Source organism: Spirillospora sp. NPDC052242 (genome assembly GCF_040679555.1).
In the GTDB taxonomy this organism is placed as follows: Bacteria; Actinomycetota; Actinomycetes; order Streptosporangiales; family Streptosporangiaceae; genus Spirillospora.
The window spans coordinates 48,346-72,505 of the sequence record NZ_JBFAUZ010000046.1; the positions used below are offsets into that span (position 1 = coordinate 48,346).

Below are 24,160 nucleotides of genomic sequence, written 5' to 3' on the forward strand. Positions count from 1 at the left end.
CGATCACCAAGAGGTGACCCGGGTCACATCGCCGCCGCCCCCGTGATGAGAGGGTGGCGGCGCGACGAGGAGGCGAGCATATGGGCGACTTCACCGACATCTCCGACGGGACGATCGACGCGAACGGGCTGACGTTCGGCTACCTGGAGGCCGGCCCGCCGGACGGGCCGCTGGCGCTGTGCCTGCACGGCTTCCCCGACTCCCCCCACACGTGGCGTCCCCTCCTGGCCGACCTGGCCGCCGCCGGATACCGCGCCGTGGCCCCGTTCATGCGCGGCTACGCGCCCACGTCCGTCCCGGCGGACGGCGCCTACCAGACGGGCGCGCTGGCCGCCGACGCCGTTGCGCTCCACGAGGCCCTCGGCGGCGGCCCGGACGCGGTGATCATCGGTCACGACTGGGGCGCGGCCGCGACCTACGGGGCCGCGAGCATGGCGCCGGACCGCTGGCGCAGGGCCGTCGCGATGGCCGTCCCGCCCATCGAGGTGCTGGTCAGCTCGTTCTTCGCGTACGGGCAGCTCAAGCGTTCGTTCTACGTGTTCGTGTTCCAGACCGCGCTCGCCGAGACGATCCTCAACCGCGAGTTCGTCGAGGGCCTGTGGCGCGACTGGTCGCCGTCCGGCGCAGCCGACCCCTCCGAGGAGGTCGACCGCGTCATGGAATGCCTCGCCACTCCCGCGAACATCACCGCCGCGCTCGGCTACTACCGCGCGATGCTCGACCCCGGACGGCACATCGAACGGTACGCGACCGCACAGGAGGCGACGGACGCGCGCGGCACCCGTCCCGTCCTCTACCTGCACGGCGAGGAGGACGGCTGCATGGGCGCGGACGTCGTCGCGCCCGGCGGGGACCTCGCGCCGATCGTCGCCGCGCTGCCGCCGGGCTCCCGCGCGGGGCTCGTCCCCGGCGCCGGGCACTTCCTGCAGCGCGACCGGCCCGCCGAGGTCAACCGGCTGATCCTCGACTGGCTCGCCGGCTGACGCGGGACGGTCAGTACGGGTCGGTCAGTACGGGTCGGTCAGTACGGGTTGCCGAACGGCGGCACGTCCGACGGGTCCAGTTCCGCCCGCATCCGGACGTACCGGACGGCGTGCCGCCAGCGCCCGTTCTCCACGGCCGCGTCCGCGCTGAACTCCACCACCGTCTCCGGCTCGGTGCGGACGTACCGGATCGGCGGGTGCGACCCGTACGGGCCGCCCGCGAACCCCGACGGCAGCTCGGCCGGCCACGGATGGTCGGGCGACCCCGGGTGCAGCACCGCCGCCAGCTCGGTGCGCGCGGCGGGCGGCAGCGGCGTCGTCCGCGCGACCACCCGCAGCCGGCCGTCCGCGTCGAACCGGCCCAGGATCAGCGACTCCGGCGCCTGCCGCGTGCCGGTGACCCCGCCGACGATCCCCTCCGCCGTCGTCCGCCGCTTCACCTTCTGCCAGCGCCGCCGGCCCTCCAGGTACGCGCCGTCCGCGTCCTTGACGACCAGGCCCTCGATGCCCTGCTCGGCGAGCGCCTCGAACCACAGGCGCGCCTCCGCGACGTCCGCCGTCTGCGGCGACGCCACCACCCGCGCGGCGGGCGGGACGTCCCCGAGCAGCCGCTCCAGGACCGCGCGGCGCTCCCGCAGCGGGCGCGGCCGCAGGTCCGCGCCGCCGGTCTCCAGCACGTCGAACGCCACGTAGTGGCACGGCTCGGTCCGCGCCAGGTCCGGGCGGCGGCGCCCGGCGACGTGCCGGCGCTGCAGCGCGCCGAAGTCCAGCCGCCCGTCCGGACCCCACCGGACGATCTCGCCGTCCAGCACCGTCGCGGGCGGCACCAGCGCCGCCACGGCCGCCACCACCTCGGGGAACGCCTCGTTGAACCGCGTGCGGCGGCGGGACGCCAGCAGCACCGAGCCCGCCTCGTCCACGATCGCGATCGCGCGGAACCCGTCGAACTTCGGCTCGTACCGGCACCCGCCCGGGCACGCCTGCGGCTCCGGCACGCGGTCGACCGTCGCCGCCAGCATCGGCTTCACCGGGGACCGGATGTGCATGGCCACGCGTCCCCCCGAGCTCGACGGTCCTGCTCCCCGCCTACCCCGTTCGACCTGCGGGGATATCGGCGCGGGTGGAATGTTGACCGGGTTTAGACGCGCTTGAGCAGATCGTTGTCCAGGACCGATTCGACGAGCAGCTCGCGGTAGCCGACGTCGTCGAACAGGACGGTGACGCGGTCGCCCGCGCCCTCCACGACCCGCCCGCGCCCCCACTCGCGGTGCTCCACCCGCGCGCCCGTCGGGAACGCGCGATTGTCCGCGCGCGCCTCGGCACGGCCCGCCTCGCAGTTGTCGCAGTGCCCGCACGGCCGGTCGTAGGTCTCGCCGAAGTAGCGCAGCAGGAAGCGGCGGCGGCAGTCGGTCAGCTCGCAGTACCGCCGCATCATCTCGATGCGGGTCCGCTCCACGTCCCGCCGGTTCTCCGCGCGGCGCACCGCCTCCGCGACCGCCGCGTCCCGGGACGGCGGATTAGGGGCGGGACGCACGCGCCGCCGCGGGCGCACCGCCCCGGCCTCCGCGAGCAGGTCCAGCAGCACCGCCAGCCTGCGGGCCGACACCCCGGTGCGCGCCGCCAGCTCCCGGCGCGTCGCGGTCCCGTCGCGCACCGCCGCGTAGACGGCGCCGAGCGCCTCCTCGTCCGGGAGGCCGCCGGTGAAGAAGCGCGGCAGCCCGAGATCCTCGGAACGGTAGAAGCAGACGGCCTCGGCGGGTTCGCCGTCCCGTCCCGCGCGGCCGATCTCCTGGTAGTACTCGTCCGGCGAACCGGGGACGCGCGCATGCAGCACGAACCTGATGTCCGGCTTGTCGATCCCCATGCCGAACGCGCTCGTCGCGACGACGATGCGCGTGCGTCCGTCCATGAAGTCCGCTTGGACCGCGTCCCGCTCCTTCTTGCGCAGGCCCGCATGGTAGGCGCGCGCGCCTTGCAGTCGCTCCGCGTACCTGGTCGTGTCCTTGCGCGTCGCCGCGTAGACGATGCCCGAGCCGTCCAGTTCATCCGCGGTCCGCACGACGGCGTCGGCCTGCTCGTCCGGATCCCCGAACCGGCGCACCGACAGCCGGATCCCCGGCCGGTCGAACCCCCGGACGATCACCGCCGGATCCCGCATGCCGAGCCGCTCGACGATCTCCGCGCGGACCGGCGGCGCGGCCGTCGCCGTCAGCGCCGCCACCACCGGACGGTCCCGCAGCGCCGCGACGACCGCGCCGAGCCGCAGGTAGTCCGGGCGGAAGTCGTGCCCCCACGCGGAGATGCAGTGCGCCTCGTCCACGACCAGCAACCGCGGCGGCGACTCCCCCAGCCGCGCCCGCACGTCCTCGCGGAGCAGCTGCTCGGGCGCCATGAACACGAACGCCGGACGGTCCGCGGCGAGGGCCGCATGCGCCCGCTCGCGCCGCGCCCGTCCCGCCGTCGCGTTCAGGACGTGCGTCTCCAGGCCCGCCTCCCGCAGCCCCAGCGCCTGGTCGCGCTGCAGCGACACGAGCGGCGACACCACCACGACCGGCCCGCCCAGCAGCACCCCCGCCACCTCGTACACCGCCGACTTCCCCGACCCCGTCGGCAGCACCGCCAGCGCGTCCCGTCCGCCGGCGAGCGCCTCCATCGCCTCCCGCTGGCCCGGACGCAACCCCCGGACGCCCAGCAGATCCTCGGCGACCTCCGCGACCCCTCTGCGACGCTCCACGCCACGCCCGTCCCCCGACAGATGCCGTGTACACGCGCGCGCCGGACGTCTTGCGCGATCCCGGAAAACGCGACGAGCCGGCCGGTCACCCGGTCGGCTCGTCAATCCTGCGGGAGCGTCGCCGCCGTCACACGCCCCAGTCGGGACGCAGCGGCATGTGGGAGTTGCCCTTCTCGTCCAGCTTCACCCCGAGCGTCTGGTGCAGCTGGATCCAGTTCTGATTGAAGCCGAGCACGCACCCGGCCATGTAGACGCGCCACACGCGGGCCGTGCCCTCACCGACGTCGGCGACGGCCTCGTCCCAGTGCTCGTCCAGGTTGCGGCACCAGCCGGTGAGCGTGCGGGCGTAGTGCTCCCGCAGGTTCTCCTGGTGCCGGATCTCGAACCCGGCGTCGTTCATCTGCATCTGGACGTACCCCGGACCCTCGAGCTCGCCGTCCGGGAACACGTACCGGTTGATGAACCCGTTCTCCTTCCGCGGCGGAGCCAGGTTGTCGGGACGCGTGATGGTGTGGTTCAGCATCCGCCCGCCCGGCTTCAGCTTCCCGTACAGGAACGAGAAGTACGACGGCAGGTTCGCCTTGCCGATGTGCTCGGTGAGCCCGATCGAGCTGACCGCGTCGAACCCGGTCTCGGCCACGTCCCGGTAGTCCAGGTGCCGGACCTCCGCGAGCTCCGACAGGCCGCGGTCGGCGATCGCCTTCTGCGCCCACTCCGCCTGCTGCTTCGACAGCGTCACGCCCAGCGCCTTCACGCCGTACTCCTGCGCGGCGTGCATCACCATGCCGCCCCAGCCGCAGCCCACGTCCAGCAGCCGCATCCCGGGCTTCAGCCCGATCTTCTTGGCCACCAGGTCGTGCTTGTGGAACTGCGCCTCCTCCAGCGTCGCGTCCTCCCTCGGGAAGCACGCGCACGTGTACGCCATCGACGGGCCCAGCACCCACTCGTAGAACGTGTTCGACACGTCGTAGTGATGGGAGATCGCCCGCGCGTCGCGCCGCTTGGAGTGCCGCAGCCACGACGGGATCCGGCTGAACGGCGCCTCCTGCGGCGGCGGGTCCAGCCGGCGCGACACCGCGCCGCGCAGCAGCGGGTCGCGCATCACCTCGGCGAGGATCCCCGCCTTCTGCCGCCCCGTCACCTCGCCGAACAGCGCCTGCATCGTGGACAGCGCCGTGATCATGTCCCCGTGGACGTCGATCATCCCGGTCACGTAGGCGCGCGCGAGACCGAGCGCCCCCGGCGAATGCACCAGATAGGACACCGCGTACGGCGAACGCACGTGCACCCGGATGTCGGCGCCGGGCGCCCCCGCCCGCGATCCGTCGTACGCCGTGAACTCCACTGGCGCCTGCGGCCCGGCGAGCTGCTCGAAGACCTTGGCCAGCGTCATCTTGTTCCCTCCTGTCTCTCCACCCGGACGGGCGAGTCCACCGGCCGCCGACGCGGTCGGCCGCCGCTCGCCACCGGGCCCCCCGAAAACGGCGGGCGCCAGGTCAGCGCCCGCGCACGCACTTGTCGTAGAGGTCCAGCAGCCGCCCGTCCGGGTCGTAGGACCCCTTGAGCCGCCGGTAGGTCTCCCCGTCGTAGTAGCGCCAGAACTCGTCCCGGCCGTAGAACGCCGTCGAGTACAGCGACTTGTGCCCGTCCAGGGCGGCGACCCTGCGCTCGATCAGCCGGTTGTGGTATTCGGGGATCTGCCCCGGAGGGATCCGCACCGTCCCCCAGAACCCCGCGTTCACGTACGTCCGGCCCTGCTCCAGCGGGTACAGCGGCCACTGCTCCTTCACCCGCAGCGGGCACAGCCAGATCGGGCTCATCCCGATCTTCTCGTGAAAGAACTCCAGGAACTCCGGCAGCCGCTCCACCGGGACCTCGATGTCCTGGATGACGTCCTCGCGCGGCCGCAGCCCCCGCCACCGCTCCACGCGCGCGACGATGTGGTACCGCCGGTCGTACGCGACCAGCTTCCGGTACACGTCCGACCGCTTGGCCTTGTCCGGCCACACCCGCCGCACGAGCGGGTTCTGCACCCCGAACGCGCCCGAGCACCAGAACCAGTCGGTGTCCCAGCGCCAGATGTAGTCGCGGATCGTCAGGAAGTCGACCGACCGCCGCTGGATCGACCGGTAGTAGATCTCCTGACCGGTGTAGTCGGACGTGTACGGCGCCTCGTCGGTGAAGAACCCCAGCGTGATGTACTGCTCCGACCCGCTGAACACCGTGCCGTCCATGAAGTCGACGGCCTCGCCCTCGTACGTCCGCGACTCGGTGATCTCCGCCATCGCCTTCGCGAGCGACGCCGCGTCGCCGAACCGCAGGTGCCGCAGCCGGACGTACGGCCGCACCGGCCGCAGCTCGATCTTCAGCCGCAGCGAGTAGCCGAGCGTCCCGTAGGAATTCGGGAACCCGTAGAACAGGTCCGCGTGCTCGTTGTCGCGCGTCGCCGTGACGATCTGCCCGTCCCCGGTCAGGACCTCCATCTCCAGCACCGACTCGTGCGGGAGACCGTCGCGGAACGACGTCGACTCGATGCCCAGCCCGGTGACCGCCCCGCCCAGCGTGATCGTCTTCAGCTGCGGGACGACCGTCGGCATCAGCCCGTGCGGGAGCGTCGCGTCGACCAGGTCCTCGTACGTCGTCATGCCCTGGACCTGCGCGGTCCGCTCGTCCGGGTCCACGCTCAGCACCCGGTCGAACCCCGACACGTCCAAGCCGGGGGCCTCCGAGGGGTCGCGCCACCGGAAAAGGTTCGAGGTCTTCTTCGCCAGCCGCACCGGCGTGCCCGCCGGGATCGCCGCGTAGGACCGCCTGAGCGCCTCCACCGCCCGCTGGTGATCGCCCTTGATCGCAAGCTCCGTCATGTACCCCTCCCGAACATAGTTAATCGATCATCCCATGTACGGTCCACATAACCCGGACGTTGTAGTCATCACAGGCAGGGAGGGGAATAAAGGCATGGGCATGCCGATCCATCTCCCTACGAGGCGGTCGGTCAACCTTTCCCCGTAGGGACACGCCCACAAACCCGTGCGCTACTTCACCGGGCGAAAGATCCACGGGTACCGGAACGGTTCCCCGGCCAGCGCGTAGATCGCCGCGACGATCGACGCGATCCACGCCACGGCGTACACCATGCCGCCGACCCCGAACGTCACGATCGTGATCAGCAGGAGCGTCAGCTGCAGGTTCACGGCCTCCGCGGCCTGCCGGCGCACGTACTCCGACCGGCGGCCCCGCGTCAGCATCACCACCAGCGGCCCGACGAACAGCGTCCACGCCCCCAGCCCGTGCGCCACCGCCGCCGCCACCCGGTCGCCGCCCTCCGGCGCCGCCACCGGGCCCGCCGCCGCCGGCGCGGGCGCCAGGTCCCCCGTCGCCGCGGCGAGATCGTCCCGCGTCTTCGCCGTCAGCACCAGATGCGTGCGCATGTCGAACTCGTCGTGATCGATCCGCCCCTCGGCGAACGCGTCCTTCAGCCGTCCGAGGGCGGGTTCCCGCTCGGCGTCCGACACCCGCAGGTGGCCATGAGTGCTCATGCCCCCATACTCCGCGACCACCGCCCGCCGGGCCATCAGGGAAGTCCCTGAGGCTGCCCTGATTCCCGTTCGACGAACTCCTCCCCGGGGCTGAGCCGGCCGCCGAACAACTCCGACACGGTGACGAACACGTACCCGTCGTCCCGCAGCCGGTCGATGATCTCCGGCACCGCGTCCACCGTCGAACCGTGGATGTCGTGCATCAGCACGACCGCCCCCGGCCGCGTCCCCTCGACGACCCGCTCCTCGACCGACCCGGTGTCGCGTTCGCTCCAGTCCTGCGGGTCCACCGACCACAGCACCTGCGAGAGCCCCATCTTCCGCGCCTCCCGCGTCAGCGTCTTCGACATCGAACCGTACGGCGGCCGCAGCAGCACGGGCGTGAACCCGGTGGCGTCCCGGATGACGTCCTGCGTCCTCCGCAGCTCCGACAGCACCCGCTCCTTCGAGGCCGCCCCCAGGTCCGCGTGCGTGTAACTGTGGTTCCCGAGTTCGTGCCCCGCCAGGTGTTCGCGCCGCACCAGTTCCGGGTGCTCCGCGGCCTTCTCCCCCACGAGGAAGAACGTCGCCCGGACGCCCCGCGCCTCGAGCATGTCGAGCAGCTCCGCCGTCCCGGGCACCGGCCCGTCGTCGAACGTCAGCGCCACGCACTTCGCCCGCGCGCAGTCGACGTCCCGCACCGGCGGCGGCTTCGGCGGCTCCGGCTCTTCCCGCACCGCCTGCACGACCACGAGCTCCACCCGCCCGGCGGGCGGCGCCAGCGTGCTGAGCCACCCGCACAACGCGGCCGCGAGCACGGCCGCGGCCCCCCGCCGGACCAGGCCAGGCCCGTCCATCTGCTCCCCCCGATCTTCGAGCCCCGCCAGTCTAGATCGCGAAGCCCCGCCCGTCCGGGACGCGACCGCCGTGTCGGGAACCGCCGCGAGCAAGCGATCGTTTATCGTCAGACCAGCCCCGGGAACGGGGGCGCCACCCAGCCGACAGGGCAGACCATGAGGTTCCGGGACCGGTTCGGGATCCGCAAGCACCGCGGGTCCTCGGTGACAAAGCTCGACCGCGAGGCCACCGACGCCGACATCGAGGCGCTGATCGCCTTCGCGCGCTCCCGCCGCGGCGTCGAGTTCTTCGTCGAACCGGAGACCTTCGCCACCGACACCACCGCGGTCGCGGTCGCCCACGACGGCGAGTGGACCCGCCGCCGCGTCGGCGCCCCCGAGGTCATCGGCAAGGTCGCCCGCGACCTCGGCGCCCCCGTCTACGACGTCCAGATCGTCGGCTACCCCCCGCGGATGCGCGCTTGGAACGCCCGCAACCGCGACCGCCGCATCGACCCCGGCAAGCCCGGCGAGGCCGTCTCCTCCTGACGAAAACCCCGTTGCACCCCCCGCCCCCGCGGGTTACCGTCCCCCCGCATCTCCACCCAGGAGAGGGGACCCGCATGCACACCGAATCCCACAACCCCACCCACAACTGAACACCAGCGCCACACGCCGGCGGCAGCCCCAGGCAGGCAACCCGCCGCGTACCTGACCGTTCACGGCCAACACGGGGCCGACGGGCAGGCCACGCCCGGCCAATGATCCGTCGGCCGGCGGACGGACTGCCGGCAACACGGTGTCCCGTGGACGCTTGCACCTGCGAGCACCACCCGGCGCGTCCGAGCACGTCGACCAACACACGCCCGCACCGCCAACATCCGCCGGCACACCACCCCGGTGACCGTCCCCCACCGGCCGCAAACATCGGCCATCGCCCCGACGCGACGCGGGGCCAGGACGCCGTCGGCCCGGCCAGGCGGGAGCAACACCCCGGCACGGCACCGCGCGGCCGGCATCGGCCGGAGTGAACCGGGACCCTAGCCGGTGAGGCGCCCGCGACCGGCCCGCCGAATGACACGCCCGGTCGCACTCCTGACCAACTGCGGCACCCCCGTGTTGCGTGCGTCCAACCGGCACGACGGCCAGCGCAGCGGCGGCCAGAGCGGCGACCGTCCGGCACGGCGGCGGCCAGGACGGCCCCGGCACCACCCCGGCACCGCGCCAGCAACGTCGGCCGGGGCGGCTCGAGCCAATTCGCGGGTGAAGCGCCCGCAAACGGCCCGGCGGATGACACACCCGGCCTCCCGCCTGACCGGCTGCGGTGCCCACGCCATGCGTGCGTCCGCCGACGCGACCGCCCAACGCGGCGACCAGAGCGGCACCCGGCACCACCCGGCCCGGCACCACCCGGCCCGGCACCGCGCCAGCGGCGTCGGCCGGAGCGGCATGGGCCGGATCGCGAGTGGAGCGCCCCTGGGCGGCCCGGCGGATGACGCGGCCGGTTGCGTGCGTGCGCCGGTATGACGGCTCGGCTCACTTGGCTTGAGGTCGTTAGGCGTCAGGGCGGGCCCCTGGATGTGGCCTTGGCGGATGGGCGGTGCCCTGAGTGCTTGCGCGTGTGTGAGTGCCGTGGGGCCCGGCTGTGCCGAAGGGGTGCCTGGGCGGCGCTCTGGTTGCTGAGGCGTGTGCGGCCCGTAGGCGTGGAGCGGCGCTGGTGTGTTCGCGGAGTGGGTGGGGCTTCTCATGGTCCTTTCCTTCTTCGTTGGGAGTTCGTCTTGCGTGGCTATTGGTCCGCGGACTTCATAAAACTTTGGGTGGCTTCGGGTGTGTCCAATGTCGGTGACGGGGTCACCGCGGTGGCGGGGCCGTTGCTGACGGCGTCGTTGACGCGGGATCCGGTGCTGGTGGCGGGGGCGGCGTTCGTCCAGGCGTTGCCTTGGTTGCTGTTCTCGCTCGTGAGCGGGGCGCTGGTCGATCGGGTGGATCGGCAGCGGCTGATCATGGTGGTCGATCTGCTGCGCGGGGGCGTGCTGGCGGGGCTGGCGGTGCTCGTGGCCGCGGAGTCGGTCGGGGTTCCGTTGCTGTACGTGGTGTTCTTCCTGCTCGGGACGGGCGAGACGCTCGCGGACACGGCGGCGGTGGCGCGGTTGCCGTCGGTGGTGCCCGCGCGGCACCTTCCGTCGGCGAACGCGGTGTTCATGGCGACGTTCACGGTCGGGAACCAGTTCCTGGCCAAGCCGCTCGGGGCGGCGCTGTTCGGGGCGGCGGCGGCCTTGCCGTTCGCGTTCGACGCCGTGACGTTCGTGGTGGCGGCGGTGCTGGTGGCGCGGATGCGGCCGGTGCCGGTGGAGCGCCGGGAGCGGAATCTGCGGGCGGAGATCGCGGAGGGGGTGCGGTTCCTGTGGTCGCACCGGCTGCTGCGGACGCTCGCGGTGTCGATGGGCGTGGCGAACGTGGCGTTCTGCTCGGCGTTCTCGGTGTTCGTGCTGTACGCGCGGGAGCGGCTGGGGCTGTCGGCGGCCGGGTACGGATGGCTGCTCACCACCTTCGGCGTGGGCGGGTTGGTGGGCGCTTCGATGGCGCGGGTGCTGCAGAAGCGGCTGGGAACCGCGGCGTTGCTGCGGGGCGGGCTCGTCGTGGAGGCGCTCACGCATGTCGGGCTGGCCTTGACGGGACGGGCGTGGGTCGCCGCGATCGTGCTGGTGGTGTTCGGCGTCCACACGATGGTGTGGGGGGCGATCGCGGCGACCGTGCGCCAGCGGGCCACTCCCGATCGGTTGATGGGACGGGTCGGCAGCGCCTACGCGCTGCTGGACGCCGCCGGTGCGGCGGGCGGCATGGTGGCGGGCGGGTTCATCGCGGGGGCGTTCGGGCTCACGGCTCCGTTCTGGGTCGCGGCGGTGGTGACGGGCGCGGTCGTGGTGGTGGCGTGGCGAGGGCTGGGTTGATCATCCGGCTTCCTTCTCGTCGTAGGCGGCGGCCAGCTCGCGGGGCGTCATGCGCATCTTGGCCTTGGACGGCGGGATGCCGGAGGTGATGACCTGGCGCAGGAGGACGGCCATCGAGTAGTCGGGGTCGGCGTCGAGGGCCCGGTCGAGGGCGATGTTGGCGAGGCCGCCGTCGCCTGCGGCGTAGGCGGCGTAGGCGAGGAGGGCGGCGGGGCCGGCGGCGTAGGGGTCGCGGACGCGGCGGGTGACGTCGCGCCAGAAGCGGATGTCTTCGGCGGGCGCGTCTTCGTCGATGCGGATCCACGCCTCGTCGCGGACGCGGCGGTCGGTGAGCAGCACGCCGAGCCAGGCGACCTCGTCGTCGGTGAGGTCGGCGGAGAGGGAGGCGATGAACGCGACTCCCTCTTCCGTCGCCCGGGAGCGGTAGCGGGCCGAGGGTTCGCGGGCTTTGGCGAGGAACCGTTTCTCGGCGCGTTCGGTGGCGGCGCGGAGGGAGGGGGTGTCCGGGACGGGCTGGACCGAGCGGACCAGCTCGTCCCGGTCGGCGAGGACGACGTGCCCGGCGAAGGTCGCCTGGGCGGCGACGACGCTGCCGGTGCTGTCGTAGGGCGTGCCCTCGGCGGGACAGCAGTCGTCGTCGCAGGTCAGCGACCACCACCGGTGCGCGTCGACGCGGATGGCCTCGACGGTGTCGACGCCCGCGGCGGCGAGGGCCGCGCGCATGGCGACGGCGGCGGCGGCGACCTCTTCGGGGCCGCCGTATCCGAGCAGGAGGGCCCGGCGGAAGCCGTTGCCGGCGAGCATCCCGGACGCCTGGCCGGCGGCGCCGTCCACCGGTAAATCCAGGCGGACGGCGCAGGTGTTCGGCGGCCCGTCGAAGCCGATCACGACGAGGCTGCGGGACGGGTGGAAGCCGAGCATGTACGGGACGGCGGCGATGGCGTCCTGGGCGGAGCGGATGACCAGTGGACTCATGCCATCGACCCTCGCAGGCGGGCGCGGGGGACGGTCAGAATTCCGCTGCCTGTGGATAACTCAGGCGTCGAGCACCTGGTGGGGCTTGGCGACGACCGGGGGCTCGGTGGACCAGGGGAAGTTGATCCAGCGGTCGGTGTGCCGCCAGACGTACTCGCACTTGACCGAGGACGCGGGCTTCTCGTACACCACCGCGCAGCGGACGTCCGCGACGTGGTCGGCGCAGAAGTCGCGGACGAGCTTGAGGGTCGCGCCGGTGTCGGCGACGTCGTCGGCGACGAGGACCTTGGCGCCGGACAGGTCCACCGCGTTGGGGACGGGCGGGAGCATGACGGGGAGGTCGAGACGCTCGTCGACGCCGGTGTAGAACTCGACGTTCATCACGTGCAGGTTCTTCACGTCCAGCGCGTAGCCGAGGGATCCGGCGACGAACAGGCCGCCGCGGGCGATGGACAGGATCAGGTCGGGGCGGTAGCCGCTGTCGGCGACCGCCTGCGCCAGCTCGCGGCTCGCGGTGCCGAACAACTCCCAGGTCAGGACTTCTCTTTCAGCAGACACGCCACCATCTTGGCCGACCCTGGCCGTGCATTGAACGCGAGCCCCCGCAAAGGGGACGTCCCGGTGTCCGGACGGGACGCGGTTGTCGGCGGCGGACGGTAGGGTCGGGCGTCGTGCCCGCCCCAGAACTGCTCACCGGCAGCGACACCCAGATTCCCGACATGGCGACCCTGCTCGCCGCCGCCGTCGAGGCCATCGGGGGCGCCGAGCGTCCCGGCCAGACGAAGATGGCGGAGGCCGTCCGCAAGGCGATCGAGTCGGGCGAGCACGTCGCGGCCCAGGCGGGCACCGGCACCGGCAAGTCGCTCGCGTATCTGGTCCCGGCGATCCGGCACGCGGTGGAGAAGCAGACCACGGTGGTGGTGTCGACGGCGACGATCGCGCTGCAGCGCCAGCTCGTCGACCGTGACCTGCCGCGGCTCGCGGAGGCGCTCGGGCCGCTCCTGGGGACGGAGCTGCGGTTCGCGATCCTCAAGGGCCGGCGCAACTACCTGTGCCTGCATCGGGTGCAGACGGGCGTGCCGGACGAGGAGGAGGGCGGCGCCGGGCTGTTCGACCCGCAGCAGCTGTCGTCGCTGGGGCGGCAGGTCAAGCGGCTGAACGAGTGGGTCGAGGAGACCACGACGGGCGACCGGGACGAGCTGGTGCCCGGGGTGAGCGAGCAGGCGTGGCGGCAGGTCGCGGTCAGCGCGAAGGAGTGCCTGGGGGCGCAGCGCTGCCCGCACGGGACGGAGTGCTTCGCGGAGCTGGCGCGCGCGCGGGCGGGGGACGCGCACATCGTCGTGACCAACCACGCGCTGCTGGCGATCGACGCGCTGGAGGAGTTCCAGGTCCTGCCCGAGCACGACGTGGTGATCGTGGACGAGGCGCACGAGCTGGTCGACCGGGTCACGTCGGTGGCGACGGGCGAGCTGAGCGCGCCGGCCGTCGAGACGGCGGCGCGGCGCTGCGGGCGGCTCATCGAGGAGGGCCTCGCCGACCGGCTGAAGGAGGCCGGCGAGGGCCTCGGCGTGCTGCTGGAGGACATGCCGGGCGGGCGGATGGACGTCCTGTCGTCGGCGCTCGGCAACACCCTGGCCGTCGTGCGGGACGCGGCGCACGCCGCGATCACCGCGCTCGGCCCGGAGCGGAAGGACAACGACCCGGGCGACATGGCCGCGCGGAAGGCGGCGCGGTCGTCGCTGGAGGACGTCCACGACACGGCGGTGCGGCTGCTGGAGGCGTTCCAGCCGGAGATCGCGCAGCGGTTCGACGTGGTGTGGCTGGAGCAGCCGTTCGTGCAGGAGGGCCGCCCGAAGCGGCCGCCGGCGCTGCACGTCGCGCCGATCGGCGTGGGCGGGCTGCTCCGGACGACGCTGTTCGAGCAGCGCACGACGGTGCTGACGTCGGCGACGCTGACGCTGGGCGGGTCGTTCGAGCCGCTGGCCCGCCAGTGGGGCCTGCCGCCGCTGGGCGAGGGCGCCTCGCGGGACGCGCGGACGGCCGCGGAGGGGCTCGCGGTCACCGCGGCGGGCAAGGACGCGAAGGAGACCAAGGTCGCCTGGTCGGGGCTGGACGTGGGGTCCCCGTTCGACCATCCGAAGTCGGGCATCCTGTACGTCGCGCGGCATCTGCCGCAGCCGGGCCGGGACGGCCTCGCCGACGCCTACCTCACCGAGATCACCGAGCTGATCGAGGCGGCGGGCGGCCGGACGCTGGGCCTGTTCTCCTCGATGCGGGCGGCGCGGCAGGCGGCGGACGAGCTGAAGGACCATCTGTCGCACCCGCTGCTGTGCCAGGGCGAGGACTCGACGAGCCAGCTGGTCGCGCGGTTCGCCGAGGACGAGCGGACCTGCCTGTTCGGCACGCTGTCGCTGTGGCAGGGGGTGGACGTGCCGGGCCCGTCGCTGCAGCTCGTCATCATGGACCGGATCCCGTTCCCGCGCCCGGACGACCCGGTGTCGTCGGCGCGGTCGCGGGCGGTGGCGGCCGCGGGCGGCAACGGGTTCATGTCGGTGGCGGCGACGCACGCGGCGCTGCTGCTCGCGCAGGGCGCGGGCCGGCTGCTGCGGTCGATGGACGATCGCGGCGTCGTCGCGGTCCTCGATCCGCGGCTGGCGACCGCGCGGTACGGCGCCTTCCTGAAGAACTCGCTGCCGCCGTTCTGGGCGACGACCGACCCGGAGGTCGTGCGCGGCGCGCTCCGCCGACTGGACGCGGCCGCCCAGGGGTAGCCCGTTCCGTCCCGGAACGTGGAAGGCTTGGGGCGCGGCTCGAGGCGGGGCCTCGCCGCGTACCGGGAGGGGTCTTTTGCGTTACCGAGTGCTGGGACGGACCGGCCTGCGCGTGTCGGAGATCTTCTTCGGCGCGATGAGCTTCTTCGAGGACGGTCCGGGTCACAAGGCCATGCTGGACGTCTACGCCGACGCGGGCGGGAACGTCATCGACACGGCGTCGGCGTACGGGGAGAGCGAGACCGTGCTGGGCGGGCTGCTCGCGGGGCGCCGCGACCGGTTCGTGCTGGCGACGAAGTACACGGTCTCCCGCGACCCGGGCGACCCGAACGGCGGCGGCAACCATCGCAAGAACCTGGTGCTGTCGCTGGAGCGGAGCCTGCGGCGGCTGCGGACCGACTACGTCGATCTGCTGTGGGTGCACGTGTGGGACCGCCGCACGCCGATCGAGGAGACGATGCGGGCGCTGGACGACGTCGTCCGTTCGGGGAAGGTCCTGTACGTCGGGATCTCGGACGCGCCCGCGTGGGTGGTGTCGCGGGCGAACACGCTCGCGGAGTGGCGGGGCTGGACGCCGTTCGCGGGCCTGCAGGTGCCGTACAGCCTGCTGGACCGGGACGTCGAGCGGGAGCTGCTGCCGATGGCGGACGAGCTGGGGTTGAGCGTGGCCGCGTGGGCGCCGCTGGCCCGGGGCGTCCTGTCCGGGAAGTTCTCCGGGCCGCGGCCGCCGGACGGCGCCACGCGCGTGGACGCGTCCGCGTTGAGCGAGCGCGACCACGCGGTGGCGCGGGCGGTGGTGGAGGTCGCCGGGGAGCTGGGCGTGCCGGCGTCGCAGGTGGCGCTGGCGTGGACGCGGGCGCGGTGGTCGCGGGTGCACCCGATCGTCGGGGCGCGCGACGCGGCGCAGCTCGCGGAGAACCTCGGCGCCGTCGACGTCGTCCTGCCGGCGGAGGCGGTCGCGCGGCTGGAGGCGGCGACGGGCTTCGAGCCGGGCTTCCCGGCCGCGTTCATCGCGCAGTGCGACGAGCCGGGGACGGGCGTGTACGGCGACGCCGAGGTGTACTAGCGGGATTCGTGTACTAGCGGGATTCGAGGTCGGTCAGGAGCGCCTGGACGGCCGCGAGGTCGTCCTCGCCGAAGACGCGGACGCCCGCGCGTTCGAGGAGGGCGGTGGTGACGCCCTCGCCGGGCGTCGCGGTGCCGGTGAAGGTGCCGTCGTAGACGCGGTCGCTGCCGCAGGAGGGGCTGCCCTCCTTGAGGACGGCGATGCGGGCGCCGGCGCGGCGGGCGGTGTCGAGGGCGAGGCGGGCGCCGCGCAGGAACGCGTCCGTCACGTCCTCGCCCGCGGCGGTGCGGACGGTGGCGGCGCCGTCGAGGACGGCCCGGCCGTCGCCGCCGACGATCTCGGCGGGCGGGCGCGGCACGGCGAGCCCGCCCGCCACCTCGGGGCAGCAGTGGACGAGCCGGCCTTCGGCGCGCCAGCGCGCGAAGAGGCCGTCGTCGACCGGTTTGGCCGCGCCGTCGTAGCGGACGGGCCGTCCCGCGAGGCAGGAGCTGACGAGGATCCGTTCCACGCGCTCCAGCCTACGCGGGGCGGGCTACTTGCCCGCGCGGATGCGGCCGACGGCGATCTGCGCGACGCGCACGGCCCCGGACGGGCTGAGGCGGACGCCCCGCCAGGCGGCGCGGCCGTGCCGGGGGGCGACGATCAGCGCCTGGTTGCGGTCGACGCCGCGCATGATGTCGCGGGCGAGCTTCTCGGCGGTGTAGAGGAACGGCGACGCCTTCTTGATGTCGCCGGTGGCGTCGCCGCTGAGCGCGGTCTCGGGCAGGTCGGGGTTGACGTTGGTGAGCAGCGGGGTGTTGACGAAGCTGGGGCAGACGACGCTGACCTTGACGCCGCGCCCGGCGGCCTCGGCGCGCAGGCCGAGGGAGAGGCCGACGACGGCGTGCTTGGTGGCGGTGTAGGGGATGCCGACGGGCATGGGGACGAGCCCGGCGAGGGACGCGGTGTTGACGATGTGGCCGTTCCCCTGCTCCAGCATGATCGGGTAGGCGGCGTTGACGCCGTAGACGACGCCCTTGAGGTTGATGTCGATCGCGCGGTTCCAGTGGTCGAGGGTGAGTTCCTCGGCGAGGCCGCCGACGGCGATGCCGGCGTTGTTGAAGACGCGGTCGAGGCGCCCGTGCTCGTCCTTGACGCCCCGGTACAGCTCGGTGACGGCGTCGGGGTCGGTGACGTCGAGGCGAGCGGAGGCGGCTTTGCCGCGGCCGAGGGTGTTCAGCCGGTCGGCGACGGTCTTGGCGCCGGCCTCGTTGATGTCGGTGACCACGACGGTGTCGCCGCGCGCCACCAGGGACGTGGCGATCGCACGGCCGATGCCGGATGCGCCTCCGGTCACGATCGCGATGCTCATTGCGCGCTCCGCTCGATTAATTGGATGGTGTGTTGAATTGCAGGGGATTGTATCGGCGCGGGGAGCCCGCCGATATGGGCCCCGTCACGGAACCGGTGCTCCGCGCGCGGGCAGGTCCGGCTCGATCTCGAAGTCGGCGGGGTCGAGGCGGCGGGTCCGCAGCCAGTAGGCGACGGTGGACGCGGGCCACGCGGCGCGGTTGACGCCGTCGCGGTCGAGGTACCAGCTGGTGCAGCCCCCGGACACCCAGACGGCGCCCTCGGACTTGCGCCGCACCCAGGCGTTGAACCGGTCCTGGACGGACGGACGAACGGAGATGCGGGCCCCGCCGGACGCGTCGAGCATCGCGAGGCACTGCAGGACGTACCGGACCTGCGCCTCGATGATGAAGATCATCGAGTTGTGGCCGAGCCCGGAGTTCGGCCCGAGCAGCAGGAACAGGTTCGGGAAGCCCGCCACGGCGACGCCGAGGTGGGCCTCGATGCCGTCCTTCCACGCGTCCTGGATCTTCAGCCCGTCCCGCCCGGTGATGCGGGCGTCGTCGAACGCGTCGGTGACGTGGAAGCCGGTGCCGAAGATGATCGCGTCGACCTCGTGCTCGCGGCCGTCCCGGGTCACGATCGACCGGGGGCGCACCTCGGCGATGCCCTCGGTGGTCAGCTCGACGTTGGGCCGCATGAGCGCCGGGTAGTAGTCGCTGGACACGAGCGTCCGCTTGCAGCCCATGGTGTAGTCGGGGACGAGCTTGCGGCGCAGCTCACGGTCCGGTACTTGGCGCGCCAGGTGCCACTGGGCCAGGCCGCTGGCCAGCTTGAGCAGCCGGGGGTTCTTGAACCCGACGACGAAACTCTCCTGCACGAGGTAAATGCCGTTGCGGTAACCGCGCTGCACGCCCGGGACGCGCCGGAAGAGCGCCTTCTCCAGGCCGGTGACGCGGCGGTCGGGCTTGGGCAGGATCCACGGCGGCGTCCGCTGGAACACCGTGAGGGACGCGGCCTTCTTCGCGATCTGCGGGACGAACTGGATCGCCGACGCGCCCGTCCCGACGACGGCGACGCGCTTGCCGGTCAGGTCGTAGTCGTGGTCCCACTCGGCGGAGTGGAACACGGTCCCCTCGAACGACTCCAGCCCCGGCAGCTCCGGAATGCTCGGCCGGTGCAGCGGCCCCATGCCCGCCACGACGGCCCGCGCCCGGACGACCTCGTCCCCGCGCCCCTCGCCGTCCCCGCGGCCCTCGCCGTCCGTCCCGGTCACGTCCGTCCCGGCCCCGCCCGCGACGGTGACGCGCCAGGTGCCGGTGGCGTCGTCGTACTCGGCGCCCGTCACCTCCGCGTGGAACCGGATGTGCTGCGCGAGGTCGTACTTGTCGACGACGTCCTTGATGTACTGCAGCAGTTCGCCCTGCTTCGGGAACATCCGGGACCAGTCGCTCTTGGGCTCGAAGGAGAACGAGTACAGCAGCGACATGATGTCGCAGGCGCAGCCGGGATAGGTGTTCTCCCGCCAGGTCCCGCCCACCTCGCCGGCCTTCTCCAGGACGACGAAGTCGTGGACGCCGGCCTTCTTCAGCCCGATCGCCATCCCGAGGCCGGAGAAGCCCGTCCCGATGATGACGACCCGGTACGGTTCGCCCGGCCCCGCCGCGGGCGTGACCACGGCGGGGCGCGTCTCGTCCGTCATGTCGGCGCGCCCGGGGTCAGGCGGCCTTGGCGGACGGGACGGGGCGGCGCTTCTTCGGCTCGTCCCAGATCCCGAACGCCTTCCAGACCCGCTTGCCGACCGGGTCGATGACGCCCAGCTCGGCCATCAGGTCGCGGATCTTGCCGACCGAGTTGGCGATCTCCGCCTGGGACGCCTCGCTGCGGTAGGCCGCGCGGACGACGTCCTTCGGGATGTTGAAGTGGCGGACCATCGGGCCGGGCGGGGCCAGCATGATCCGGGCCATCACGCCGAGGACGACCGGGGTGAACAGGCCGAGGACCCGGCGGCGCACCGGGTGCATGCGCGGGATCCGGTGCTTGAGGTAGTGCCGGGCGAAGGAGATGTGCCGGGCCTCCTCCGCGATGTGGATCTTCATGATCGTCTCTTCGAGCGGGTGCTTGATGTGCCCGTTCTTGAGCGACTTGCGCTGCACGTAGTCGATCGGGTCCTCGCCGCCGAGCACGAACACGAAGAACATCTCGGTGCTGACGAGCGGGATCCACGGGGCGGCCTGCGCGACGAACGTCAGCGACTTCGGCATGCCGCGGATCGGCATCTTCGTCCGGTTCACGAACTCCTGGAACATCATGCCGTGGTGACATTCCTCGGTCGTCTCGTGGTAGACGTACCGGAACTCGGGCCGCCCGTTCGGCAGCCAGTACGCGTAGTTGAGCAGCCCGCGCTTGAGCAGGTTCTCGAACTGCAGGCCGATCTTCATCGCGGTCGCGACGCGGAACAGCCCGATCTGGGCCTGGATCTCCGGCGGCTGCGAGCGGTACCACTCGGTCTCGCCGAGCCGGTCGAACTCCGGCAGCACCCAGCGGGGGTCGTTCTTGTCGACCTTGAAGTCGGGGTCGTCCCACGGGATGTCGGCGTAGGCCTCCCAGTGCTTGTCCACGGACGCCTTGTTCAGGCGGTCGATGACGCCGAGGTAGGCCTTCTTGTCCTTGACCTGCTCGCGCACTTCGTCTGCGAGGTCGGTGGGGGCTTCGGGCATGGTGCGCTCCCTGGGGGTGACGCGCCGGCGGGCCGGCCGGCACTTCGGGGGGTGGGGCTATGCGGTTGTGGGGGACGCGCCGGTCTCGGGTGCTCCGGGTTCCGGCACGATGAGCCGGGCGACGTCCTTGATCTGGCGCAGCACGGCGGCCTGGTGGCCGTCGGCGTCGTCGTCCAGCGCGTTCTGGATGGACAGGCCGATGAACATCGCGAACAGGCCGCGCAGCATCGTCGGGACGAAGTCGGCGGGCAGCGTGTTCGCGGGGAAGAGGCGCTCGAAGGTCTCGAGGATGACCTGCAGGATCCGCTCGTTGAGGTCCTGGCAGAGGGGGCGCAGCTCGTCGTCGGTGCGGGCCGCGACGGCCAGCTCGGTGAGGGCCTTGGCCGGGCGGCCGCGGAACACCTCCCAGAGCAGGTCGAGGGCGCCCTCGACGTTGCGGCGCTCGCCGGGCAGCACCGCGAAGGCCGTCTCGTACGCCAGCCGCTGCGCCTCCAGCAGGTGCTCCAGCGCCGCCGCGACGAGGACCATCTTCGTCGGGTAGTGGTGCTGCTGCGCCCCGCGCGAGACGCCGGCGCGGCGGGCGACCTCGGTGGTGGACGTCCCGGACCAGCCGAGATCGACGAGGCACTCCATGGTCGCCTCCAGGAGCCGTGCCCTGGTCCGCGACCGGCGTTCCTCCTGGGTGCGGCGACCGCGGCCGGGGCGGTGCTCCGGCGTGAACCGTCGGCGAGCGCTTACTGACACGTCTCGACGGTACGAGCGCACTAACAAGCAATCAAGCCTGCATGTATGTTGCCCGCGTCACAATTGGACGGCGCGTCTTATTGATCTTCGCGCAGGTCGCCCGCCTCCCGCCCGCGGCGCGTACGCCCGGAGGCGTACCCGGACGGCGCCGGGTGCTCCGCAGGGCGCAGCGACGGTGCATCTCCGGGCCCGACGACGTACCGCACGTCCCGCCGGGAGCATCACGGCATGAGCGGAACAGCGGCGGCACGGACGGCGGCCGGGGCGTCCCCGGCCGGCCGCTCCGGGGGCGCGCACACCGAGCACCTCACCAAGGTGCACGGGTCCGGGCCGATGGCGGTCCGGGCCCTCGACGACGTCAGCGTGGTGTTCCCGGCCGGACGGTTCACCGCGATCATGGGGCCGTCCGGCGCGGGCAAGTCCACGCTGCTGCACTGCGCGGCCGGCCTGGAGGACGCGACGTCCGGACGGGTGTTCGTGGGCAACGCGGAACTCGGGACGCTGTCCGACCGGCGCCTCACCCGGCTGCGGCGCGAACGCATCGGCTTCGTGTTCCAGGCGTTCAACCTGCTCCCGTCGCTCACCGCGCGCGACAACATCGTCCTGCCGATGACGCTGGCCGGGCGGGCGCCCGACACCGCGTGGTTCGACACGGTCGTCCGCGTCCTGCGGCTCGGCGACCGGCTCGCGCACCGCCCGGCGGAGCTGTCGGGCGGCCAGCAGCAGCGGGTCGCGCTGGCCCGCGCGCTCGTCACCCGCCCGGACATCGTGTTCGCGGACGAGCCGACCGGAAACCTCGACTCCCGCGGCGGCGCCGAGGTGCTGGCGCTGCTGCGCGGCGCCGTCGACGACCTCGGCCAGACCGTCGCGATGGTCACCCACGACCCGGCCGCCGCCGCGCACGCCGACGCGGTCGTGTTCCTGGCCGACGGCAGGATCGCCGACGTCATGGACGACCCGGCCGACGGCCGGATCCTCGACCGGATGCGGGAGCTGGGGGAACGGCCGTGATCGGGCTCGTGCTGAAGGAGATCCGGGGCCGCCGGCGCCGCCTGGCGGGCGCGCTGACCGCGGTGTTCCTCGGCGTCGCGTTCCTCACCGGGACGCTCGTCCTCGGCGACACCCTCGCGAGCAGCCTCGACTCCTACTACTCCGGCTCCTACGGCCGGACGGACGTCATCGTGCGGAACGCGACGGACGTGAGCGACTCCCCGTGGGGTTCGCGCGGCGAGATCGGCGCGGCGACCCTCGACCGGGTGAGGGCCGTGGACGGCGTGGCGCACGCGGCACCGCTCGTCCAGGGGTCCGGGCAGGTCCTCGGCGCGGACGGCCGGGTGGTCGGCAACCGGGGACCGCGCGACGCCGGGAACTGGATCACCGACCCCGCGCTCAACCCGTACCGGGTCGTCGAGGGCCGCGCGCCCCGCGCGCCGGACGAGGTCGTCGTGAACCGGCTGACCGCCGAGCTGGGCGGGCTGCGCGTCGGGGACCGGACGGCCGTCCTCACGCCGCGCCGGGTCCCGGTGACGATCGTCGGGATCAGCATGTTCGGCGACGAGAAGGCGTTCGGGGAGTCCGCGTTCACCGCGTTCACGCTGGAGGGCGCGCGCCGGCACGTCGCCGCGTCCCCCGACCGGATCGCCGCCGTCCGGATCCGCGCGGCCGACGGCACCGGCCCCGGGGAGCTGGCCGCACGCGTGGGCGCGGTGCTGCCCGCCGGGGCGGAGGCGGTGACCGCCGACGCGGCGATCGAGGAGAGCCTCGGCGACGTCGAGAGCGGCATGCTCGGCACGTTCCGCGTCGTGATCGCCGCGTTCGGCGGCGTCGCGCTGCTCGTCGCGGCGTTCACCATCCACAACACGTTCGCGATCACCGTGGCGCAGCGGACCCGCGAGTCGGCGCTGCTGCGCGCGCTCGGCGCGGGACGCCGCCAGGTCCTCGCGATCGCCGGCGCCGAGGCCCTCGCGGTCGGGGTCGTCGCCACGGCCGCCGGGCTGGCGGGCGGCGTCGGGGTCGCCGCGCTGCTGCGGCGGGTGTTCGCCGAGTTCCGCATCGGGATCGCGCTGGAGGGCCTGACCGTCGCGGCGACCACGCCGCTGATCGCGGTGCCGGTCGGGGTGCTGGTGACGCTCGCCGCCGCGCTCGGGCCCGCGCTGCGGGCGTCCCGGACGGCGCCGGTGGCCGCGCTGCGGGAGGCGGCGGCCGAGCCCGGCGGCCCCTCGGAGGCGCGCGTGATCATCGGCGGCGTGTTCGCGACGGTCGCCGCGGGCGCGGTCGTGACCGGCGCGATCGCCGGACGGACGCCCCTCGCGGGCGCCGGCGCGCTGCTGTTCGTCCTCGCGATGGTGGTGCTGGGGCCGGTGGGGGTCCGCCCGGCCGCCGCGGCGGTCGGCGGCCCGGCGGCGCGGCTGCGCGGCGTCCCGGGGGCGCTCGCCCGCGCCAACGCGTGCCGCAGCCCCCGCCGGACGGCCGGCGCCGCGACCGCGCTGATGATCGGCGTCGGGGTCGTGAGCTTCTGCACCGTGTTCGTCGGCTCGCTGGGCGCGTCCCTCGAACGGGGCGTCGCCGGGTCGTTCACGGGCGGATTCGTCGTCGACGCGGGCGGCAACGAGACCGGCGGGTTCGACGTCCGGTTCGTCGCGGAGGCGGACGCGCTGCCCCAGACCGGCGCCGTCGCGGGGCTCGGCACCGGCACCGTCCGGATGGCCGGGAAGGTCGCGACCGTGAGCGTCGCCGACCCGTCCGCGCTCCGCCGCGTCCTGGACCTGGACGTCACGCGGGGCGCCCTCGCGGACCCGCGGACGTTCGCCGTGTCGGAGGCCGCCGCGGAGGAGAACGGCTGGCGGACCGGCTCCCGGGTCCCCGTGACGTTCGCCGACGGCACCTCGCGGACCCTCACCGTCGGGGCCGTCTACGCCGCCACCGACCTCGCGGGCGACCACCTCGTCCCCCGGGCCGTGTGGGACGCGCACGGCGGGCGGCCGCTCGCCCGCACCGCGTTCGTCGCCGTCGCGCCCGGCGTCCCCCCGGCGGACGCCCGCCGCGCCCTCACCGCGCTCGCCGACCGGTACGGGGCGCCGGGCGTGCGGACGCGGGACGAGTTCGTCGAGGCCCGGACCGAGCGGCAGCGCGCCTTCCTCCCGGTGATCTACGGGATGCTGGGCCTCGCGATCGTGGTGGCGCTGCTCGGCATCGCGAACACGCTGTCGCTGGCGGTGCACGAGCGGACCCGGGAGCTCGGCCTGCTGCGCGCGGTCGGCGCGACCCGCGCGCAGGTCAGGGCGATCGTCCGCTGGGAATCGGTGATCGTCGCGCTGTTCGGCACGGCCGGCGGGCTCCTGGTCGGGGTGTTCCTCGGCTGGGGCGTCGGCGGCGCGCTCGGCAACCCGTTCGCCCCGCAGCCGCTGCCGCTGGCGGTGATCGCGCTGGTCGGCGCCGCCGCCGGGACGCTCGCCGCGGTCCGCCCGGCGCGCCGCGCCGCACGCGCCGCCGTCCTGACCGCCGTCGCCGCGCGGTGACCGGCCGCCGGACGG

The 24,160-nt window shown here is 73.4% G+C and carries 20 protein-coding genes; 7 read left to right on the plus strand and 13 right to left on the minus strand.

Annotated elements, in window-relative coordinates:
- The first annotated feature begins 80 nt into the window (after window positions 1-80).
- On the plus strand, window positions 81-983 hold the full coding sequence (locus tag AB0L25_RS31230) for an alpha/beta fold hydrolase (protein ID WP_500176314.1): 903 nt from the start codon (window positions 81-83) through the stop codon (window positions 981-983).
- Between the two features lie 38 nt (window positions 984-1,021).
- Here the strand turns inward: AB0L25_RS31230 and AB0L25_RS31235 are convergent, their stop codons facing one another.
- The 6 genes from AB0L25_RS31235 to AB0L25_RS31260 all read right to left on the minus strand — a co-directional run bounded on the left by AB0L25_RS31235 (window position 1,022) and on the right by AB0L25_RS31260 (window position 8,092).
- Window positions 1,022-2,029: an ATP-dependent DNA ligase gene (locus AB0L25_RS31235; RefSeq protein WP_500176345.1), complete on the minus strand. Its 1,008-nt coding sequence runs from the start codon at window positions 2,027-2,029 to the stop codon at window positions 1,022-1,024.
- 92 nt (window positions 2,030-2,121) lie between these two features.
- Window positions 2,122-3,717: a RecQ family ATP-dependent DNA helicase gene (locus tag AB0L25_RS31240; protein ID WP_500176315.1), complete on the minus strand. Its 1,596-nt coding sequence runs from the start codon at window positions 3,715-3,717 to the stop codon at window positions 2,122-2,124.
- A gap of 127 nt (window positions 3,718-3,844) precedes the next feature.
- Window positions 3,845-5,110, minus strand: coding sequence for a class I SAM-dependent methyltransferase (locus AB0L25_RS31245; protein ID WP_500176316.1), 1,266 nt, complete (start codon window positions 5,108-5,110; stop codon window positions 3,845-3,847).
- Window positions 5,111-5,213: 103 nt separating this feature from the next.
- A complete protein-coding gene (locus AB0L25_RS31250) occupies window positions 5,214-6,581 on the minus strand; it encodes an FAD-binding oxidoreductase (protein WP_500176317.1) in 1,368 nt (455 codons plus the stop codon).
- A gap of 171 nt (window positions 6,582-6,752) precedes the next feature.
- A complete protein-coding gene (locus AB0L25_RS31255) occupies window positions 6,753-7,256 on the minus strand; it encodes a DUF1707 and DUF4870 domain-containing protein (RefSeq protein ID WP_500176318.1) in 504 nt (167 codons plus the stop codon).
- Window positions 7,257-7,291: 35 nt separating this feature from the next.
- Window positions 7,292-8,092, minus strand: coding sequence for a polysaccharide deacetylase family protein (locus tag AB0L25_RS31260; protein WP_500176319.1), 801 nt, complete (start codon window positions 8,090-8,092; stop codon window positions 7,292-7,294).
- A 156-nt stretch (window positions 8,093-8,248) separates the two neighbouring features.
- On the opposite strand from AB0L25_RS31260, the gene AB0L25_RS31265 reads away from it, so the two are divergent.
- Both AB0L25_RS31265 and AB0L25_RS31270 read left to right on the plus strand, forming a co-directional pair.
- The gene (locus AB0L25_RS31265) at window positions 8,249-8,620 is read left to right on the plus strand and encodes a hypothetical protein (protein WP_500176320.1); all 372 of its coding nucleotides are present in this window, start codon (window positions 8,249-8,251) and stop codon (window positions 8,618-8,620) included.
- A 974-nt stretch (window positions 8,621-9,594) separates the two neighbouring features.
- Complete coding sequence (locus AB0L25_RS31270; protein WP_500176321.1) at window positions 9,595-11,022, plus strand: MFS transporter; 1,428 nt, start codon at window positions 9,595-9,597, stop codon at window positions 11,020-11,022.
- Here the strand turns inward: AB0L25_RS31270 and AB0L25_RS31275 are convergent, their stop codons facing one another.
- Together AB0L25_RS31275 and AB0L25_RS31280 are read right to left on the minus strand one after the other, a co-directional pair.
- Complete coding sequence (locus AB0L25_RS31275) at window positions 11,023-11,997, minus strand: DUF4192 domain-containing protein (protein WP_500176322.1); 975 nt, start codon at window positions 11,995-11,997, stop codon at window positions 11,023-11,025.
- Between the two features lie 60 nt (window positions 11,998-12,057).
- Window positions 12,058-12,555, minus strand: coding sequence for a phosphoribosyltransferase (locus tag AB0L25_RS31280; RefSeq protein WP_500176323.1), 498 nt, complete (start codon window positions 12,553-12,555; stop codon window positions 12,058-12,060).
- 161 nt (window positions 12,556-12,716) lie between these two features.
- On the opposite strand from AB0L25_RS31280, the gene AB0L25_RS31285 reads away from it, so the two are divergent.
- Complete coding sequence (locus AB0L25_RS31285) at window positions 12,717-14,768, plus strand: ATP-dependent DNA helicase (RefSeq protein WP_500176346.1); 2,052 nt, start codon at window positions 12,717-12,719, stop codon at window positions 14,766-14,768.
- A gap of 76 nt (window positions 14,769-14,844) precedes the next feature.
- Window positions 14,845-15,834, plus strand: coding sequence for an aldo/keto reductase (locus AB0L25_RS31290; RefSeq protein WP_500176324.1), 990 nt, complete (start codon window positions 14,845-14,847; stop codon window positions 15,832-15,834).
- Between the two features lie 13 nt (window positions 15,835-15,847).
- On the opposite strand, the gene AB0L25_RS31295 is transcribed toward AB0L25_RS31290, so the two are convergent.
- From AB0L25_RS31295 to AB0L25_RS31315, 5 genes are all read right to left on the minus strand, one after another.
- Window positions 15,848-16,342 (minus strand): 2-thiouracil desulfurase family protein, encoded by a 495-nt coding sequence (locus AB0L25_RS31295; protein ID WP_500176325.1) that lies wholly within the window; start codon window positions 16,340-16,342, stop codon window positions 15,848-15,850.
- A 24-nt stretch (window positions 16,343-16,366) separates the two neighbouring features.
- Window positions 16,367-17,185: an SDR family NAD(P)-dependent oxidoreductase gene (locus AB0L25_RS31300; protein WP_500176326.1), complete on the minus strand. Its 819-nt coding sequence runs from the start codon at window positions 17,183-17,185 to the stop codon at window positions 16,367-16,369.
- An 84-nt stretch (window positions 17,186-17,269) separates the two neighbouring features.
- A complete protein-coding gene (locus AB0L25_RS31305) occupies window positions 17,270-18,865 on the minus strand; it encodes a flavin-containing monooxygenase (RefSeq protein WP_500176327.1) in 1,596 nt (531 codons plus the stop codon).
- Window positions 18,866-18,881: 16 nt separating this feature from the next.
- Window positions 18,882-19,883 (minus strand): AurF N-oxygenase family protein, encoded by a 1,002-nt coding sequence (locus AB0L25_RS31310; RefSeq protein WP_500176328.1) that lies wholly within the window; start codon window positions 19,881-19,883, stop codon window positions 18,882-18,884.
- Window positions 19,884-19,940: 57 nt separating this feature from the next.
- On the minus strand, window positions 19,941-20,516 hold the full coding sequence (locus tag AB0L25_RS31315; protein WP_500176329.1) for a TetR/AcrR family transcriptional regulator: 576 nt from the start codon (window positions 20,514-20,516) through the stop codon (window positions 19,941-19,943).
- A gap of 339 nt (window positions 20,517-20,855) precedes the next feature.
- Here AB0L25_RS31315 and AB0L25_RS31320 point away from each other — a divergent pair, with 339 nt between their 5' ends.
- Both AB0L25_RS31320 and AB0L25_RS31325 read left to right on the plus strand, forming a co-directional pair.
- Complete coding sequence (locus AB0L25_RS31320; protein ID WP_500176330.1) at window positions 20,856-21,638, plus strand: ABC transporter ATP-binding protein; 783 nt, start codon at window positions 20,856-20,858, stop codon at window positions 21,636-21,638.
- On the plus strand, window positions 21,635-24,145 hold the full coding sequence (locus AB0L25_RS31325) for an ABC transporter permease (protein WP_500176331.1): 2,511 nt from the start codon (window positions 21,635-21,637) through the stop codon (window positions 24,143-24,145). Before AB0L25_RS31320 ends, AB0L25_RS31325 begins: the two co-directional genes overlap by 4 nt.
- Window positions 24,146-24,160 lie beyond the last annotated feature (15 nt).